Genomic DNA, 16,659 nt, shown 5'->3' with positions numbered 1-16,659 from the left:
GAACGTTGGGCAGGGCGGGAACCGATCCATTCTAATGAGCCTGGGGTCTTCGGCCGAAACGGACGCCGGCGGGCACCCGGCGTCAGCGACGACACCCGACTGGAGGCGGAAATCCCTCCGTTTCGGGATTCCGCAGCTATTTTGGGAAATTACTGCCGGTCCGCCGTGGCAGCGATTTCCCAAAACGGCCGCGGAATCCCGAAGTGGCAGCGGAACTGCCGCCTGAGTCTCAAGCCTGCTGTTCCCGCGCCGGCGATTGGGAGATCAGGTAGTCCGCGCCACGATGATCCGTTCGGGGCTCTCCTCAGTGGCCGCAGAACCGTCCCAGTTGCCCCAGAAACGTTCTATCTTCAGCCCGGCGGCATCGAGTCCCCGGAGAATTGCGGTGTCGTCCGGGAACCGGAGGGTTTCGCGCGTGGTGTAGGTCCGGCCGCCGATGGTCCATTCGTCCACATGGGTAACAAGGTCGCCGGTCATCGTGGTGTTTTGACGGACCGACCCGCCAGCCACGGGACGGGGTTTGTCGTCATTCCATTGGCGCCACGCCTCGACGGCGGCATTACGAATCTCGAAGGCCACCCGTCCGCCGGGCACCAGGGACCGAACAATCTGCCGCAGGACCTCCGCCCACGCGGCGTCGTCGAGGAAATACTGGGCCACATGTCCGGTCATGAAGACGAGGTCGAAAGATGCTGTGGGCAGGTCCGCAGCCGTGCCATGGACCCATTGGACCCGGTCCGCGAACGGTTGCCGGCGGGCAATGTTGAGCATGGTGTGCTGCGGCTCCACGCCGGTGAGCTTTAGTGTCATGCCGGAACCTGCCAGCAAGCTGCAGAACAGACCGGTTCCGGCGCCGACATCAGCCACCGAGGCAGGGGTCAGCTCCCGGACCAGGGCGAGATAAAACGGCAGGTCGGCGCGGCCTTGCGTCTCGGCGTCGTAACGCTGGGCGAGCTCCGGCTGGGCGTAGTAGTCCGTCATCTCCGCCATCGCTCCCCCAGTGTGCTATCCGCCGAACCCTAGCGCCGCCGCACACGCGCCATAGACCAGAATCCCAGTGCCGTGAGCAGGACACCGGCCGCCATGGAAACCCAGAGGGGAAGCCACTCGCCGTTGCCCATCTGCGGAAGCGTGATAACAAAAACCGCTGCCACGAAGAACCAGATCGCCGGCGAGTCGTCGTTTTTGTCCCTCGCATGCGGGGTCTTATCGCTCATGTGCTGATTCATTGCACGTCACCGCCTCTGTTCGCGCCGCCGCCCACCCGTACCCGTCGGTACGTGCACCCATGACCCGGGAGCCTAACAGATGCCGGTTTAAACAGCTCCGCCGGCTCCCCTTTGAAGGGCAGCCGGCGGGAACGGAAGCGGGAAAGGGAACCGTCAGGAACGGTGACGCCGGTGGCGTTGCCCTTGGCGTCGAACACCCTTGCCACGTGGGCACGCACCGGTGCCGGCCAAACCGTCTCGCAGGAATTGTTCGCCGGAAAGAGCTGGCGCGAAAACCCGGATCCAGCGCGCATTGTTCTCGGCATTCAAGACCGTCCGCCAGCTGAATGAAATAACGGACACTGAGATTTTCTCACCTGGTCGGTGCCGTCGCAGCGCCGGTGTTACCGGCGTTATTGCGCCTTCGGTAGGCGGGTCTTATGTTGGCGGTGGGCGGCTCTTATGTTGGCCGACGCAAGACCAATTAGGAAAACCAAGGCAACCCAGGTGTAACCGACGCGATCGCCAGGTTGAACGATGAGTACGCTGATGACCGTGGCCGGGGCGGCCTCCACAGCCGAGAACAACCATTCTTTGAGAATCGCTCGATCCGTCCTAACCCACCACCCCCAGTTCACCCAAAGGTTGCCCAGTAACAGGGCTATGGCAATAGTGATGGCCCACAGCTGCTGGTTGGGAGCGCCGAGAAGCTCTCCTAACAGCCATGGCGCAAGCAGAATCGGCACGGCTAGCAAGGTCGCAACGACGGCGAATATCGTTGCACTGGTCGGTCTGGTAGCAGGCTGAGCTTTATTCATGATTCCCCCAGACTCAACCTGTTTCCTAATGACGTACCGCACCATGCCACGGCAAATGGGCCGTCAAAGCAGGCTACAGGCTAGGGAAACACTTGATAAGTGCCCCGCCAGCCCGTTGGAACCAGCCCTCGGGGCTGCCCTAGAACCCCAGGTAGGACCGCGTGTGAGTTCTGCAGATCTCTCTTGGGTCTCCGAAACCCAAAACCCATTCCCGTCGAAAATGAGATGGCACCTGGCGGAGGCGCAGCTGCGGACGCTTGATCCCGACGCCGAGGAGCGGGCCTCCCGGCATCGGACCACGATGGAGCAGGATCTGCACGATGGATCCGTCCAGAAGCGTCTCAGCAGTGCAAGACGCCGGGATAAGTTCCAGCAGCAGAAGGCGCAGGAGCGGTCAGCCCTTGAAAGGCCGCATCACAAGAGCATCAGGATGAAGCCTCCCAGCGTGCTGGCTATGCCGACCGCACTCAGCGTCCACCCCAGAATGAGCACAGGGTTTTCCTTTCGGGGCTCTTCGAGGCCCCATTTGCCTGGGTGGCAGGCGTCATAGTGCAGGGCAACTTCCGTTCCCGGCTCCAGCCCGCGGGTCTGTTCGGCGGTGTGCAGGGACTGGCGGGGGCTTCCTTCGCGATCGGACCACCGAAGGCCCGTGAATCCTCCGGCTTCAAAGACTTCGGCCGTGGTGCTGATCCATACGCATCTGCGCCTGCCGATGATCCGGCCAATAAGCACCAGCGGAAGGCCTGCGGCGAGACCCGCCCAACTCAACACGTCCAGGATGGATCCCATCACATCTGCGGTTTCCGGCATCCTCAGATTTTATGCCCCGGGGATGCCCGTGGTAGCTGCTCCGCACCGGACCGGGACTTCCCCACAACAGATGCTTTCGCTTGCGTTGCTTCGGTGCGTTAAACGCCGATGCCGTCGGCTGCCCGGGAGGGCGGCCGGCGGCATCGGATCCATGCCGGTGTCGGTGTCAGGAACCTGTTGGCTGGGATGCCGGACGCTATACGGTGGTGGCGTCCTGCACCTCACCCACCAGTTCTTCGATGATGTCCTCCAGGAACAGCACGCCGGTGGTGTTGCCCTCGGCGTCGAACACCCGGGCTACGTGGGCACCCGTGCGGCGCATGGTGGCCAGGGCATCCTCGAGCTCGCTGCCGACGAAGGCCGAAGCCAGCCGGCGGATGCGCTTGGCGGGCACCGGAGCGGCGAACTTCTCCGGTTTGGTCAGGTCCATGACGTCCTTGAGGTGCAGGTACCCGCTGGGGTCACCGTCGTCGTCCGTGAGGATGTAGCGGGAGTAGCCGTGGCGGCTCACCGCCTCCTGGATGTCGGCGGGCGTGGCGGTTTCCGGCAGGAGTACCATCCGGTCGATGGGCACCTCAACATCGGCAACGGTCTTGTTGGTGAATTCGAAGGCGGCACTGAGGGTGCCGCTGGCATCGTCCAGCATTCCTTCGCGGGTGGACTGCTCCACGATGTTGGCCACCTCGTCCATGGTGTAGGCGCTGGTGGCCTCGTCCTTGGGCTCCACCTTGAACAGGCGCAGAATTCCGTTCGCAATCCCGTTCAGCGACCAGATCACCGGCTTGAAGATCCGGGCCACCATCACCAGCGGAGGAGCCAGAATGAGTGCGGCGCGGGTGGGCACGGAGAAGGAGATGTTCTTGGGGACCATCTCGCCAATGACCACGTGCAGGAACGTCACCAGCAGCAGGGCCACCACAAACGCAATAATGCCGATGGCCTCACCGGACAGCGAGGTCAGGCCCAGCGGGATTTCCAGCAGGTGGTGAATCGCCGGTTCCGAGACGTTCAGGATCACCAGCGAACAGACGGTAATGCCGAGCTGGCTCGTGGCGAGCATCAGCGTGGCATGTTCCATCGCCCAGAGAGTAGTCTTGGCGGCCTTCGACCCGGCTTCCGCCTTGGGTTCGATTTGGGAGCGCCGGGCGGAGATGACCGCAAACTCCGCTCCGACAAAGAAGGCGTTGACGACCAGAAGAACAAACAGCCAGATGATTCCGGGAAGATATTCGCTCATGCCAGGTCCTTCGTAAGCTCATCAATGATCTGGTCGTGGGTGCTCGGCAGCGATCCCTCCGTCGGGGTGAAGCGCAGGCGCTCCACATGGGTTCCCACCACGCGTTCCACGCGCAGGACACCGTTCTTGAGGGCTACCTCGTCGCCGAGTTCCGGAATCCGGTCCAGACGGTCGGTGACAAAGCCGGCGAGCGTGTCGTATTCCTCGCCGTCGGGCACGACGACGCCGGTGCGGTCCCGCAGCTCGTCCGGGCGCAGCGACGCGTCAAAGGTGAGCGAGCGGCCTGAGCGGACGACGCCGACACGGGCGCGGTCATGTTCGTCTTCCAGTTCGCCGACGATTTCCTCGACGAGGTCTTCCAGGGTCACGATGCCGGCGGTTCCGCCGTGCTCGTCGGAGACCACCGCCACCTGCAGGCCCTGCTGGCGCAGCAGCCCGAGGAGGGAGTCCACGCCCATGGATTCGGGCACCCGGAGGGCTTCAACCATGAGGTCTCCGGCGGTGATGCCGCTGCGCTCGGGAAGCGCGACGGCGAAGGCCTGCTTGACGTGCAGCACGCCCAGGATGTCATCGGAGTCGCGGCCGATCACCGGGAACCGGGAGTAACCGGTGGCAACGGCAGCCTCGATGACCTGTTCGGCTGTGTCGGTTGCTGCGACTGAGCGCATCCGGACGCGGGGAGTCATGACGTCGGCCGCCGTGTGGTCCGAGAACCGCAGGGTGCGGCTGAGCAGCTGTGCATGGTCCAGGTCCAGGACGCCTTCCAGCGCGGAGCGGCGGACCAGGGAGCTCAGTTCCTCGGCGCTGCGGGCACCGGATAGCTCTTCCTTGGGTTCGATGCCGAAGGACCGGATGATCGCGTTGGCGGTGTTGTTGAACAGCAGAATGACGGGCTTGAACACCGTGGTGAACAGGGTCTGGAACGGAATAACCACCTTGGCGGTCGCCAGCGGAAGGGCCAGGGCGAAGTTCTTGGGCACGAGTTCGCCGATGATCATCGAGAACACCGTGGCTAGGAAGATGCCGATAACGGCACCTGCTCCGCCGACGACTGCTTCCGGAATTCCGACGGCCAGCATCGGCTCGCGCAGCAGTGAGCTGATGGCCGGTTCAAAGGTGTAGCCCGTCAACAGCGTGGTGAGCGTGATGCCCAGCTGCGCACTCGAGAGGTGCGTCGACGTGATCTTGAGGGCTTTGATGGTGGGGCCGAGGCGTTTTTCGCCCTGTGCCTGCCGTGCCTCCAGGTCATTGCGGTCAAGATTGACCAGCGAAAATTCCGAGGCAACGAACAATCCGGTGCCGACCGTTAGAACGAGGCCGACCGCGAGCATGATCAGCTCATACATTGGGGCGCCCCTCTCTGGTTGTGGCCGGAAGTCCGGTCAGAGCGTGGAGGGGCAAGGGTTTATGTGAGGGAGGGTCATCCATAGTCCGACGATAATACGTGAAAAGTCTGGACGAATGCTGAGCCGGCAACCGTTCGCTTACAGATGAGGACATTTCGGTGCGGCAATGACATCCGTTACGCCTGCCGGCGGTATGTCGGTAGTGTCGGGGGCACGGCGCTTGCAGCCTATGTTACCGACGAGTAACATCGGTCACCGGACAGTGTTCCGTTTCATATCTCAAAGAGGAGTTGCACGTGAGCCCACAAAGCCGAGCACGGCAGATCAGGGACGTAGTTTTCGTTGACGGAGTACGCACCCCGTTCGGAAAAGCCGGCGAAAAAGGCATGTACGCGGGAATGCGCGCTGACGACCTGGTGGTCAAGTGCATCCGCGAACTGATGCGGCGCAACCCCTCGCTTCCTCCGGAACGCATTGATGAGGTGGCTATCGCCGCCACCACGCAGACCGGTGACCAGGGCCTGACCATCGGCCGCACCGCCGCGCTGCTGGCGGGGCTGCCGCAGTCCGTCCCCGGGTTCGCCATTGACCGCATGTGTGCCGGCGCCATGACGGCTGTGACCACCACGGCTTCAGGCATCGGCTTCGGCGCGTACGACGTCGTCATTGCCGGCGGCGTGGAGCACATGGGCAACCACCCGATGGGCAAGGACGCCGATCCCAACCCCCGCTTCGTCACCGAACGGATCGTGGACCCGGCCGCCCTGAACATGGGCAACACCGCCGAGAACCTGCACGACCGCTTCCCGGACATCACTAAGGAACGCACCGACGCGTACGCCGCCGCCAGCCAGGAGAAGCTCGCCAAGGCTTACGCCAACAACCTGATCCAGCCGGATCTGGTCCCGGTTGCCTCCAAGAAGGCCGGCAAGGGCTGGACGCTGAACTCCGTGGATGAAGGACCCCGTCCCGGCACCACGGTCGAGGACCTCGCCGAGTTGCGCACGCCCTTCCGCGCCCACGGCCGCGTCACCGCCGGCAACGCCTCGGGCCTGAACGACGGCGCCACCACCGCGCTGCTCGCTTCCGCCGATGCCGCCGAGGAACTGGGCCTGCCTGTCAAGATGCGCCTGGTCGGCTACGCCTTTGCCGGCGTCGAACCGGAGGTCATGGGTTACGGCCCCGTGCCGGCCACCGAGAAGGTGCTGAAGCAGACCGGCCTGTCCATCGAGGACATCGGACTGTTCGAGATCAACGAGGCCTTCGCCGTCCAGGTGCTCTCCTTCCTGGACTTCTACGGCATCGCCGACGACGACCCCCGGGTCAACCGCTACGGCGGCGCCATCGCCGTCGGGCACCCGCTGGCCTCCTCCGGCGTACGTCTGATGAACCAGCTCGCCCGCCAGTTCGAAGAAGATCCCACCGTGCGCTACGGCATGACCACCATGTGCATCGGCCTGGGCATGGGCGCCACCATCATCTGGGAAAACCCGAACCACCCCGACTACAACACCGACACCGAGTCCACGGAGGCCACGAAGTAATGTCTGCTCCCGATTACCAGCGCCTCGCGGGCCTCTTCCCCACCGAGGTTGTCACCCACTCCTACGTTTCAGACATCGCGCTGCCCGGCGGCGCCGGCACCTTTGCGCTGATCACCCTGGACAACGACGTCGACCACACCCGCCCCACCACGCTGGGCCCCAACACGCTGCTGGAACTGGGCGAAGTCCTGGATTCCCTGAAGGCACGCGCCGATGCGGGCGAAATTGTGGGCGTGGGCGTCACCGGCAAGCCGCACTACCTGGTGGCCGGCGCAGACCTTTCCGCCACCCAGAAGCTGGCTTCCTACGAGGACGGGCTGGCCATGGCCCGCCTGGGCCATGAGGTTTACGGCAAGCTGCACACCCTGGGCGTACCCAGCTTCGCGTTCATCAACGGCGTGGCGCTGGGCGGCGGGCTGGAAATTGCCCTGCAGTCCCAGTACCGCACCGTGTCCACCGGTGCCGGGGCACTCGCCCTGCCTGAGGCCTTCATCGGCCTGGTACCGGGCTGGGGCGGCGTCTACATCCTGCCGCGCCTGATCGGACCCGAGAACGCCGTCAAGGTCATGATCGAAAACCCGCTGAGCAACAACCGGACCCTCTCCGGTCCGGCAGCGTTCAAGCTGGGCATCGCCGACGCGATGTTTGAACCGGCAGACTTCGTGGAGCAGTCCCTCGCCTGGGCCGCCCGCGTCATTACCGGTGAAGTTGCCGTCTCCCGGCCGAACGCCGCGGATCCGTCCGCCACCCCCGAAGCCTGGGACGCCGCCGTCGCGCACGGCCGTGCCGTGGTGGAAGCCCGCACCTCCAACGCAGCCCCGGCTCCCGCGAAGGTGCTGGATCTGCTGGAGGCCGGGAAGAACTGGACCGCCGAGCAGTCCCGCGACGCCGAGTGCGAAGCGCTGGCTGAACTGATGCAGACCCCGCAGTTCCACTCCACCGTGTACGCGTTCCTGGACCTGGTCCAGAAGCGCGGCAAGCGCCCCGCCGGCGCACCGGACAAGAAGCTTGCCCGCCCGGTCTCCAAGGTGGGCGTGGTGGGTGCCGGCCTAATGGCCAGCCAGCTCGCCCTGCTGTTCGCACGGCAGCTGAAGGTGCCCGTTGTCATGACGGACATCGACCAGGCGCGCGTGGACAAGGGCGTGGGCTACGTGCACGCCGAGGTGGACAAGCTGCTGGCCAAGAATCGCATCTCCCCCGACGCCGCCAACCGCACCAAGGCTCTGGTCTCGGGCTCGGTATCCAAGGAAGCGTTCTCGGATGCCGACTTCGTGATCGAGGCCGTGTTCGAGGAACTCTCGGTCAAGAAGCAGGTGTTCGCCGAGGTGGAGGCCGTGGTCTCCCCCGAGTGCATCCTGGCCACCAACACTTCATCACTGTCCGTGACGGAGATGGCCGCTGACCTGCAGCACCCGGAGCGCGTGGTGGGCTTCCACTTCTTCAACCCGGTGGCCGTCATGCCGCTGCTGGAAATTGTGCGTGCCCCCAAGACCGACGACGCCGTGCTGGCTACCGCGTTTGTCCTGGCCAAGGCGCTGAAGAAGACCGCCGTGCTGGTCAAGGATGACGCCGCGTTTGTGGTCAACCGGATCCTGGGCCGCATGTTCGGCGAGATCACCGCCGTCTTCGACGAAGGCACCGACGCCGCGACCGCCGACAATGCGCTGCGCCCCATGGGCCTGCCGATGTCGCCGTTCACCCTGCTGGCTTTGGTGGGCCTGCCGGTGGGACAGCACGTGCAGGAATCCCTGCACGCAGCGTTCGGCGAGCGGTTCTGGCTGTCGAAGAACTCCCAGAAGATCATCGACGCCGGCATCAAGTCGCTCTGGCAGAAGGACGAGGACGGGAAGCCGTACATCCCGGCCGAAACGCTGGCGATGCTGGACTTCGGCAACACGCCGTCCACCTCCGAGGAAGTCCTGCGGCGCACGCAGGATGCCCTGGCGGATGAGATTGGCCGCATGCTGGACGAAGGCGTGGTGTCCGGTCCCGAGGACATCGACCTGTGCATGATCCTGGGCGCCGGCTGGCCGATGCACCTGGGCGGCATCACGCCGTACCTGGACCGTGTCGGCGCGTCCGAGCGGGTGCTGGGTCGCACGTTCCACGCCGCGAAGGAAACGGTTTCGGCCGCCTCCTAGTCTGCTGGGAAGGAGGGCTCCCGCCGGTTTCGGTGGGGGCCCTCCTTTTGTCCGCGCCGGGGTGGACCGGAACGGCGGCAACGAAAATCCCCAGCTCGCAGAGCTCGCAGGGATTATTAAAGCCGCCTAACCCAGTCCGTCCGGCGCTTGGTGCTAACACCGCGGCTAGTCACCAGCGCGCGTCATCGCCACACCCCAAACGGCCTTGACCCCCTCTGTATGCGTCACTAGCGTCAGCATGTGACCCTCCCGAACGTTTCCTGCCGCGACAACCAGAAACGAAGGACACGCCATGTCATTCCAGGCCTACCTCGACGCCGTTGAAGACAAAACCGGCCTTACGCCCCGCCAGCTTCTTCAGCTCGCAAAAGACAAAGGTCTTGACGCCCCGGAAGTGAAAGCCGGCGAGATCCTCGAATGGCTCAAAACGGACTACGGTCTCGGCCGAGGTCATGGCATGGCTGTGGTGCACATTATCAAAAAGGGTCCCGACATTGATGCCAAGCACGTGGGAACGGAAGGCTCCCACCGGGATGAGTCCGACGCCCTGTGGCTGGACGGAAAAGACAACAAACCCTCCTGACCGCCCGGCGACCGGAACGGCGGAGCGATCGCAGTCTCTCGATGCCCCGTTCATCGGCGTTCACCGGCGCGAGCTTTGGCATCAAAGTCACGGCCGCGCTGCCACCCAGCCCCACCGTGGCTGGACCGCGACGGATTAGGCCGCCGCAGCAGCAATTCTTGAGGATATGGCCGATCCCAAAAGCAGGACCCGGAAGGTGCGCTCCGTTGCTTCCTCGAGGAGGATGGCACCCTCTGCGACAGCACGTTTGAGCTCCATCGGAATGGGAATAATGCCTGCAATGGCGTCGATCCCGGCGGCATGGACGGCCGAGGCGTCCTTGCCGATGGACCCGGCGAAAGCCAGCACGGGCACACCAGCGAGCTGAGCACGCCGGGCAACCTCCGCCGGCACCTTTCCGCGGGGGGTCTGGAAATCGATGGCGCCCTCCGCCGTGACCACCAGATCAGCATTGGCGATGCCTGCATCCAGGTCGATCCCGGCCAGGCCGGAGTCCAGCAGCAGCTCAAATCTCGGCACCAGCACGCCTCCCACCGCGGCGAGCCCGGCGCCGAGACCGCCCGAAGCGCCGGTGCCGGGCCCGGACCGCAGATAATCCTCGGGCGTGCCGGTGGCATCCGCCAGCAGCTTCGCCCAATGGTCCAGGCCGCCGGAGAGCTCCTCCACTTGGTCCGGCGTCGCACCCTTTTGCGGGCCAAAGACCCTCGCCACCCCCTGCGGACCGCACAGGACGTTGTAGGGATTCACCGCCAGTTCCAGCCGGCACCCGGAGATCCGGGGGTCCAGCCCGGAGAAGTCGAGGCTCGCCGCCTGCGCCAGCGCAGCACCGCCGTCGGGCACATCGTTGCCGTGCTTGTCGAGAATTTTGACACCAAGGGCCCGCAAGGCGCCCGCTCCTCCGTCCGAAGTTCCCGAATCGCCGCAGCCCACCACTATGCGCTCCACGCCCTGGTCCAGTGCGGCGACCATTAGTTCCCCGACGCCGCGGGAGGTAGTCATCCCGGGATCGCGCCTGCTGGCGGGCACCAGCCGCAGGCCGGCTGCAGCTGCCATCTCGACGACGGCAGTGGGCTGGCCAGCCTTGCCCAGGATGGCGAAGTGCGAATCCACCATCCGGCCCACCGGACCGGTGACCCTGGTGCGGATGATCTTTCCCGCCGTCGCACTGGCAAGGGCCGCCGCTGTCCCTTCACCGCCGTCGGCCATGGGGACCGCATTGATGCTGACGCCGGGAATGACGCGCCTGATTCCTGCGGAAATGGCGCCGGCGACCTGCACAGCGTCGAGGCTTTCCTTGAAACCTGAGGGAGCAACCAGAATTCGCTGCGGAATGGTCATGACCATGAGGACACCTTTTCTTGGGGGTTACGGTAAGGAGATGATCGGCAGGCCCAGCAGGGGCCATACCGCAAGGCTGAACAGCAGCACAAGCCCGGCACTGAGGGGTGCCAACCAGACGGAAAGCCGGAGCAGATCGGCAGGGACGTAGTTCACGTGCCCGCCGGTCTCGGCGAAGATCGCGACGGGTTTGGCCGAGCTGGTCAAGGTGTGGCAGAAACCTGCAGCCGCGGTGGACGCGAAGGCTGCCGCCATGGGTTCCACCCCCATCGCACCAGCAGACGCCACAATGACCGGGATAAGGACGGCGGAGCGCGCCGAGCGAGACTGAATGACCAGATGGGCAGCTGTTGAAGCCACGACAACAACCACGACGAAGACATAAGGTTTGGCCGCACCGAAGAAGGAAACCGGCCCGAGGATCAAGGACGCCAGCCAGTCTGCCGCGCCCGTCGACACCAGGCTGGATCCCAGGGCCAGGGTGGCCGCCATGAAGATCAGCATCGACCAGGGCACTGTCTTGAGCGCCGTTCCGAGATCGGTTGCCCCGTAGGCCGGCAGGCAGACCACCAGCGCCCCGATGAGCGCCACCAGGGCCGGGTCCAGTCCGTGAATCGATTCGGTGCACCACAGTGCAACGACGGTGCAGAGCAGCAGCAGGCAACGCTGCTCGGCAAGTGCCAGAGGTCCGCTGATGCGCTGCGGGTTGTCCTCCTGCAACCGCGCGGTATTGATGCGCAGCGGTTCTGCACGGTCACTCCGGTCCGTGAAGAGCCTGAGGACCAGTTCCGTGGCAAGGAAAGATGCGGCCAAGGCCAGAGGCAGCCCAAGCAGCAGCCAGGAGGCGAAGCCAAAACCGGGATAGCCGGCGGCTTGCAGAATCTGGCTGGTGATCAGGTGCGCGCCCGCGCCCAGGAACGAGCTGACGGCGGACAGCAGGATGACCGTAGGAAACAGCACCGCCAGCATCTTCACCACGGTCGGCCGGTCCTGCAGCACGCGCCGCAGCGTGAGGAAGATCGGAAGGACCAGGGCCGCCCGCCCCGATGTGGCAGGAATGGCAAAGGCCGTCACGATCAGGCCCAGGCAGGACAAATGGGCCAGTTGGCGCACTGATCGGGCGCCGGAAATTATGAACGCCGCGCCCCTGCCGGCCAGGCCAGTGGATGCCACAGCGCTGGCGATAACGAAGGCGGCCATGAGCAGCCAGACCGTGTCCTCCCCCAGCGCGGCAAAAAGGCTCTCCGAAGGCAGCACCCCGCTGATCACCAGCGCGACGGCGGCACCCAGAGCCACATAGGTATCCTCCACCGGCGAGAAAATCCAGAACCATACCGCCGCGATGAAGATGCACAGCGTGACGGCCGCCGGTCCGCCCAGCCCCCAGCCGTTGACTGCGTTGACCACCAGGGCAGCCATCAAGCCGAGTGCGAGTACGAGGGCAACGGTGCCGGCAAGCCTAAGAGTGCCAGGGAAACGCCTGCCGGTGGCGGCGGCCGCCGGACGGCAGTCCGCGTCATGGTCTGCGGTGCTGTAGTAGATTTCGCTCATGTCAGCCGGTATCCCGCGCCGCGGACAGTTTCCAGCCTGCCTGCCCCGATCTTGGCCCGCAATGCGCGCACGTAGACATCCACCACATTTGACGCCGGATCGAAGTCCATATCCCATGCGTGCGAGATCAGCTGTTCCCGGCTCAGGACCTGTCCGGGATGGCGCAGGAAGACATCCAGCAGGGAGAACTCGCGGGCCGTCAGGTCTGCGGTGCACTCCCCGACGCGCACCCGCCTGCTCCGCATGTCGAGCACCATGTCCCCGTGGGTGAGTGTTGATACCGGCGCGGCATCTGTGTCGTCATGAAGGCGCAGACGGACCCGGGCCAGCAGCTCCGCGAACTGGAACGGTTTGGTCATGTAATCGTTGGCGCCGCTCTCCAGCCCGTACACCGTGTCAGCCACCGAATCGCTCGCCGTCAGGACGATGACCGGAGTTTTGGACCCCTCGCTGCGGAGCCGTTCCAGCACTTCGAATCCGCTCAGTGTGGGGAGACCGATGTCCAGGATGATCATGCCGAACCCGCCCGACCGTGCCAGCAGGAGCGCGCTGGCACCATCGTCCACGGTGATGCAGGTGTAGTTTGCCGCCCGCAAACCCTTTTCAATGAAATCTGCTATCCGCCGGTCGTCCTCAGCGATCAAAACCCTGCTCATCGGTTCTCGTCCTTTGCGTGGTTGGTCGGGCCCTCGGCAGCGCCGTCGTGACGCTGTGCGCTGTCTGCGCTGGATTTGATCAGGTCACAGGGAAGTTCCGGGGAGGGAACTGTCATGCCGAAGGTTGCGCCGTACCCGGGTCTGCTGCGGACCCAGACCGTGCCGTTGTGGGCTTCAGCGATGCCGCGCACGATGGCCAGGCCAAGACCGGCCCCCGGCCGTGCCCCCGCCGTTCCGTTCGCTGCCTGACCGCGGTGGAACCTGCCAAAAATTCGGGATGCTTCCTGCTCGTCCACCCCGAGTCCCTGGTCCGATACCCATATGGTGAACCGCCGTCCGGACCCTTCTCCCTCGAACCGCGAACCCAGGCTGACGGTGCTTCCCTCAGGTGAATACTGGCAGGCATTGGTGGCAAGCTGCAGCACCGCCTGGGTGATGCGTTGCGCATCCACAGTGATCCGCCCCTCGGCAATCTCCAGGATCGGCCAGCCCCTTGCACCCAGAATTTGAGCCTTGGCTTCAATATCCAGCAGCAGTGCCGCAGTGTCAGTTGCCCGCGGCTGGGCAAAACCGGGGCGGTCCACCTTGGCCAGCAGCAAAAGGTCCGAAACGATCCGGCCCATCCTCGCCAGCTCACTGTCAACCAGGGCCAGGGTCCGGCCTCGGTCCGCTTCGTTGTCCTCCATCAGTTCCAAATGGCCACGGATCACGGTGATGGGAGTGCGGAGCTCATGCGAGGCGTCATCCACGAACGCACGCTGCGTCAGGTAGGCCGATTCCAGCCGGTCCAGCATGGTATTGAAGGTCACCGCCAGGGCGGAAATGTCGTCGTTTCCGCGCACCGGCACTCTCGCCGTGAGATCGGTTTCCGAAATGTCCTCAGCGACCCGGCGTACTTCACGGACGGGCGAGAGGATCTGTCCGGCAACGAGCCACGCCATGGCGGCGGTCACCACCAACCCGCCCAGTGACACGAAGAAGATGGTCAGGACGGTGTCGGCGACCTCTTCCTCCCGCGGTGCCATGTAGACGCCGACGATCAGGTGGCCGGTCTCGCTCCCGGAGACGACCGGGAGCCGGGCCCATTGCATCTCCCCCGCACTGGTTTGGGCTATGCCCGAAGCAGCATTGCCGGAGCGGATGCCGTCCATCAGCTTTTCATCTTCGGGGAGGTTGTGGCCGCCGGTGGGCGAGCTAAGCGCCCCAACCGGCGTATACAGAACTCGTTGTCCGATGCTCCCCACGATGACTTCTCCCCGGGCTGCCGCCTGTCGGCTGAGGAAGACTTCCAGCATTTTTTCGATGGAGGTGAATGGAGCGGCGGTGGTGGGGTCAACGCCTTCGGCGGCGAAGGCACGGAATTCCTGCAACTCCTGGGTGATGTCCTGGTGAACCTGCGCACGGGTGCCGTTGAGGAGCAACGATTTCATGGTCAGCAGGACCGCCAGCAGGGTCAGGGCCGTGATCAGGAGAATCCAGCCGGCGATCCGCCAGCGGGCGGGAACCCTGGAGCCGGCCCTCGGCTCAGCACAGCTGCCCAGGGGACGCCGTTCAGGAGGAGCCGGAATGGAAGCGCGGACCTGATCCGCTTTGATCATGGTCATTCGTCGTCCGGCTCTCCGTCGACGGCGTCGTCATCCGGCGCTCCGTCATCATCGTCGTCGTCATCAATGACCACTGGGGGAAGCACCGGGATGGGAGCTGCGGGAGGCGCAGGGGCCGGGACGGGGACTGCCGGTGGGGTCTCAACCGCCGGTGGAGGCGGATCCGGGTTGGCGGGCGGGTGGCTGGGCGCCGGACTTTCCCGGGGCTCCAGGCCGAGAGCCGGAGTGCCGTCGGGTCCCGGGCCCAACTGGACCGGGCTCGTGTCCACCTTCGGCGGTCCGGCAGGCGCTGAAAGCAAGCCTCCGGCCACCGCCAGGAGCACGGGCACCAGCAGCATCGCTCCCAACAGGCATACTCGTCGCGTGGTTTGCATGCCTTCATAGTGCCAACCGTTTATGAGGCCACTATGAAACGCAGATTAACAAGTCTTCATCTGCCCGTGGGGGGACCCGGTCCCGACGGGAGGACGCCCAACGCATGTCATCGCACCGTCAGCCCACAGCGAGACGGGAGCCTGGGTCAACGCTTTACTGCTCTGGCACGGGTCGGTTTGCGGTTGCGCGGGTCCGTTGGCCGGAACAGGAAGACGGCGGCGACGGCGCACACCAAGAACACCAGACCGCCGGCCAACACCGGCAGTGCGATGTGCACGACGGCGAGCACGCCGCCAAGCGCGGATCCGAGAGCGAGGCCGAGGAGCGCCAACACGCGTGAAGCCGCATTGACCCGGCCCCGAAGTTCATCCGGCACCAGGCGCTGGCAAAGCGATGTTGCGCAGATTCCCCAGATGACGGCATGAAGGATGTAGGCCGCCAGCAGGAGTGCCGCCACCACGCCGTTGTCGGTGGCCGACAGGGCGAGAAGGGAGACAGCACCGGTTAGGAGACTGGCGGCGATAGTCCACCGGTATCCGATCTTTGAACGGATCCGGGGTGCTGCAAAGGATCCGGCCAACCCGCCGAGGGCGGAGGCCGCGAGGATGACGCCATACCCGGCGGAATCGACGTCGAGTTGCTGCTGCGCGAAGAGCACCAGAATCGAGAAGGGCAGCATATAGCCCACGCTGGCCAGTGCACCGATGAGCGCCAAGGCGCCGACCACGCGGTTTCCGCCCAACCAGCGGGCACCGGCTGCTGCCTCTGCCCACAGCGTTGCGCGTCCGGACTTCGGCTCGGTGACCCCTGCGATGGCTGCACCCGTGAGCCGCTTGGGCAGCGCCAGCGCCAGGAAACCGGCTGCTGTCCAGAGCCCGCCCATGGCGAAGATCGGAACCGCCGCAGCGAGAGCGAAGAGAAGTCCCCCGAGCGGCGGGCCGGCGAATTCGTCGGCAATAATCTGGGTTGCTGAGATGCGGCCGTTTGCCCGGTCCAGGTCTCGGTCACGAACGAGGGCGGGAACGAGTGACATTGAGGCGTTGTCGGCGGCGCTTTCCAGAGTTCCGATGAGCGCAAACACTATGTACAGCAGAAGCAGGCTGCCTGCTCCGAACTGGAGGCACAGTGCGAACGCCAGGACAGTGCAGCCGCGCAGAATATTGGCGAAGGCGAGAAGCGTGGGCCGATCCGCTCGGTCAACCCAGACACCAATGGGCAGCGCCACGAGCAGGCGCACCAGGGCGTAAACCGTTGCGAGACCGGCCACCCACCGCGGGTCATCCGTCAAGGATGCCGCCAGCAGCGGCATGGACACAAACGCCAGCCCGTCTGCAAGGTTCGATGCAGCGTTGGCGCTCCAAAGAACGCTGAATCCGCGGCCAAGAGACATCAGTTGAGCGTACACGCTGGCCGTGTTTACTGGCGCGCTGCTGCTGCAGCCAGCGGCT

The 16,659-nt window shown here is 64.9% G+C and carries 15 protein-coding genes; 3 read left to right on the top strand and 12 right to left on the bottom strand.

Annotated features, from left to right (window positions below):
• Positions 1 to 264 precede the first annotated feature (264 nt).
• From CXQ89_RS07550 to CXQ89_RS07525, 6 genes are all read right to left on the bottom strand, one after another.
• A complete protein-coding gene (locus CXQ89_RS07550; protein ID WP_104160830.1) occupies positions 265 to 990 on the bottom strand; it encodes a class I SAM-dependent methyltransferase in 726 nt (241 codons plus the stop codon).
• A 29-nt stretch (positions 991 to 1,019) separates the two neighbouring features.
• Positions 1,020 to 1,217 carry a hypothetical protein gene (locus CXQ89_RS07545; RefSeq protein ID WP_104160829.1) on the bottom strand — a complete coding sequence of 66 codons (198 nt, stop codon included), beginning with the start codon at positions 1,215 to 1,217 and terminating at the stop codon, positions 1,020 to 1,022.
• Between the two features lie 404 nt (positions 1,218 to 1,621).
• Positions 1,622 to 2,026, bottom strand: coding sequence for a hypothetical protein (locus CXQ89_RS07540; protein WP_104160828.1), 405 nt, complete (start codon positions 2,024 to 2,026; stop codon positions 1,622 to 1,624).
• Between the two features lie 414 nt (positions 2,027 to 2,440).
• Positions 2,441 to 2,836 (bottom strand): hypothetical protein, encoded by a 396-nt coding sequence (locus CXQ89_RS07535; protein ID WP_104054582.1) that lies wholly within the window; start codon positions 2,834 to 2,836, stop codon positions 2,441 to 2,443.
• A gap of 196 nt (positions 2,837 to 3,032) precedes the next feature.
• Positions 3,033 to 4,073 (bottom strand): hemolysin family protein, encoded by a 1,041-nt coding sequence (locus CXQ89_RS07530; RefSeq protein ID WP_104160827.1) that lies wholly within the window; start codon positions 4,071 to 4,073, stop codon positions 3,033 to 3,035.
• Complete coding sequence (locus CXQ89_RS07525) at positions 4,070 to 5,419, bottom strand: hemolysin family protein (RefSeq protein WP_104160826.1); 1,350 nt, start codon at positions 5,417 to 5,419, stop codon at positions 4,070 to 4,072. The genes CXQ89_RS07530 and CXQ89_RS07525 overlap by 4 nt, the downstream gene beginning before the upstream one ends.
• 296 nt (positions 5,420 to 5,715) lie before the next feature.
• On the opposite strand from CXQ89_RS07525, the gene CXQ89_RS07520 reads away from it, so the two are divergent.
• From CXQ89_RS07520 to CXQ89_RS07510, 3 genes are all read left to right on the top strand, one after another.
• The gene (locus CXQ89_RS07520; protein WP_104103095.1) at positions 5,716 to 6,963 is read left to right on the top strand and encodes a thiolase family protein; all 1,248 of its coding nucleotides are present in this window, start codon (positions 5,716 to 5,718) and stop codon (positions 6,961 to 6,963) included.
• On the top strand, positions 6,963 to 9,104 hold the full coding sequence (locus CXQ89_RS07515; RefSeq protein WP_104160825.1) for a 3-hydroxyacyl-CoA dehydrogenase NAD-binding domain-containing protein: 2,142 nt from the start codon (positions 6,963 to 6,965) through the stop codon (positions 9,102 to 9,104). The genes CXQ89_RS07520 and CXQ89_RS07515 overlap by 1 nt, the downstream gene beginning before the upstream one ends.
• 292 nt (positions 9,105 to 9,396) lie before the next feature.
• Positions 9,397 to 9,687 (top strand): DUF4287 domain-containing protein, encoded by a 291-nt coding sequence (locus tag CXQ89_RS07510; RefSeq protein WP_104160824.1) that lies wholly within the window; start codon positions 9,397 to 9,399, stop codon positions 9,685 to 9,687.
• A gap of 135 nt (positions 9,688 to 9,822) precedes the next feature.
• On the opposite strand, the gene CXQ89_RS07505 is transcribed toward CXQ89_RS07510, so the two are convergent.
• The 6 genes from CXQ89_RS07505 to CXQ89_RS07480 all read right to left on the bottom strand — a co-directional run bounded on the left by CXQ89_RS07505 (position 9,823) and on the right by CXQ89_RS07480 (position 16,601).
• Complete coding sequence (locus CXQ89_RS07505; protein WP_258059954.1) at positions 9,823 to 11,025, bottom strand: glycerate kinase; 1,203 nt, start codon at positions 11,023 to 11,025, stop codon at positions 9,823 to 9,825.
• Positions 11,026 to 11,052: 27 nt separating this feature from the next.
• Positions 11,053 to 12,576 carry an SLC13 family permease gene (locus CXQ89_RS18320; RefSeq protein ID WP_104160822.1) on the bottom strand — a complete coding sequence of 508 codons (1,524 nt, stop codon included), beginning with the start codon at positions 12,574 to 12,576 and terminating at the stop codon, positions 11,053 to 11,055.
• Positions 12,573 to 13,232: a response regulator transcription factor gene (locus CXQ89_RS07495; RefSeq protein WP_104054601.1), complete on the bottom strand. Its 660-nt coding sequence runs from the start codon at positions 13,230 to 13,232 to the stop codon at positions 12,573 to 12,575. Before CXQ89_RS07495 ends, CXQ89_RS18320 begins: the two co-directional genes overlap by 4 nt.
• The gene (locus CXQ89_RS07490) at positions 13,229 to 14,836 is read right to left on the bottom strand and encodes a cell wall metabolism sensor histidine kinase WalK (RefSeq protein WP_219815573.1); all 1,608 of its coding nucleotides are present in this window, start codon (positions 14,834 to 14,836) and stop codon (positions 13,229 to 13,231) included. The genes CXQ89_RS07495 and CXQ89_RS07490 overlap by 4 nt, the downstream gene beginning before the upstream one ends.
• Positions 14,833 to 15,210, bottom strand: a complete 378-nt coding sequence (locus tag CXQ89_RS07485) for a hypothetical protein (protein ID WP_146067208.1) — start codon at positions 15,208 to 15,210, stop codon at positions 14,833 to 14,835. The genes CXQ89_RS07490 and CXQ89_RS07485 overlap by 4 nt, the downstream gene beginning before the upstream one ends.
• A gap of 146 nt (positions 15,211 to 15,356) precedes the next feature.
• Positions 15,357 to 16,601, bottom strand: a complete 1,245-nt coding sequence (locus CXQ89_RS07480; RefSeq protein WP_104160821.1) for an MFS transporter — start codon at positions 16,599 to 16,601, stop codon at positions 15,357 to 15,359.
• Positions 16,602 to 16,659 lie beyond the last annotated feature (58 nt).

It is taken from the genome of Arthrobacter sp. ZGTC212 (assembly GCF_002929255.1).
Taxonomy (GTDB): Bacteria; Actinomycetota; Actinomycetes; order Actinomycetales; family Micrococcaceae; genus Arthrobacter_B; species Arthrobacter_B sunyaminii.
The sequence above is the reverse complement of the archived record's forward strand: the minus strand, read 5'-3'. Positions and strand labels throughout refer to the sequence as shown.

What these genes read in the sequence shown, in the direction of transcription:
- CXQ89_RS07525 (WP_104160826.1), bottom strand. Translation starts at nt 5,419, where the DNA reads ATGTATGAGCTGATCATGCTCGCGGTCGGCCTCGTTCTAACGGTCGGC.
- CXQ89_RS07505 (WP_258059954.1), bottom strand. Translation starts at nt 11,025, where the DNA reads ATGACCATTCCGCAGCGAATTCTGGTTGCTCCCTCAGGTTTCAAGGAA.
- CXQ89_RS07530 (WP_104160827.1), bottom strand. Translation starts at nt 4,073, where the DNA reads ATGAGCGAATATCTTCCCGGAATCATCTGGCTGTTTGTTCTTCTGGTC.
- CXQ89_RS07510 (WP_104160824.1), top strand. Translation starts at nt 9,397, where the DNA reads ATGTCATTCCAGGCCTACCTCGACGCCGTTGAAGACAAAACCGGCCTT.
- CXQ89_RS07540 (WP_104160828.1), bottom strand. Translation starts at nt 2,026, where the DNA reads ATGAATAAAGCTCAGCCTGCTACCAGACCGACCAGTGCAACGATATTC.
- CXQ89_RS18320 (WP_104160822.1), bottom strand. Translation starts at nt 12,576, where the DNA reads ATGAGCGAAATCTACTACAGCACCGCAGACCATGACGCGGACTGCCGT.
- CXQ89_RS07485 (WP_146067208.1), bottom strand. Translation starts at nt 15,210, where the DNA reads ATGCAAACCACGCGACGAGTATGCCTGTTGGGAGCGATGCTGCTGGTG.
- CXQ89_RS07490 (WP_219815573.1), bottom strand. Translation starts at nt 14,836, where the DNA reads ATGACCATGATCAAAGCGGATCAGGTCCGCGCTTCCATTCCGGCTCCT.
- CXQ89_RS07480 (WP_104160821.1), bottom strand. Translation starts at nt 16,601, where the DNA reads ATGTCTCTTGGCCGCGGATTCAGCGTTCTTTGGAGCGCCAACGCTGCA.
- CXQ89_RS07535 (WP_104054582.1), bottom strand. Translation starts at nt 2,836, where the DNA reads ATGCCGGAAACCGCAGATGTGATGGGATCCATCCTGGACGTGTTGAGT.
- CXQ89_RS07515 (WP_104160825.1), top strand. Translation starts at nt 6,963, where the DNA reads ATGTCTGCTCCCGATTACCAGCGCCTCGCGGGCCTCTTCCCCACCGAG.
- CXQ89_RS07495 (WP_104054601.1), bottom strand. Translation starts at nt 13,232, where the DNA reads ATGAGCAGGGTTTTGATCGCTGAGGACGACCGGCGGATAGCAGATTTC.
- CXQ89_RS07545 (WP_104160829.1), bottom strand. Translation starts at nt 1,217, where the DNA reads ATGAGCGATAAGACCCCGCATGCGAGGGACAAAAACGACGACTCGCCG.
- CXQ89_RS07550 (WP_104160830.1), bottom strand. Translation starts at nt 990, where the DNA reads ATGGCGGAGATGACGGACTACTACGCCCAGCCGGAGCTCGCCCAGCGT.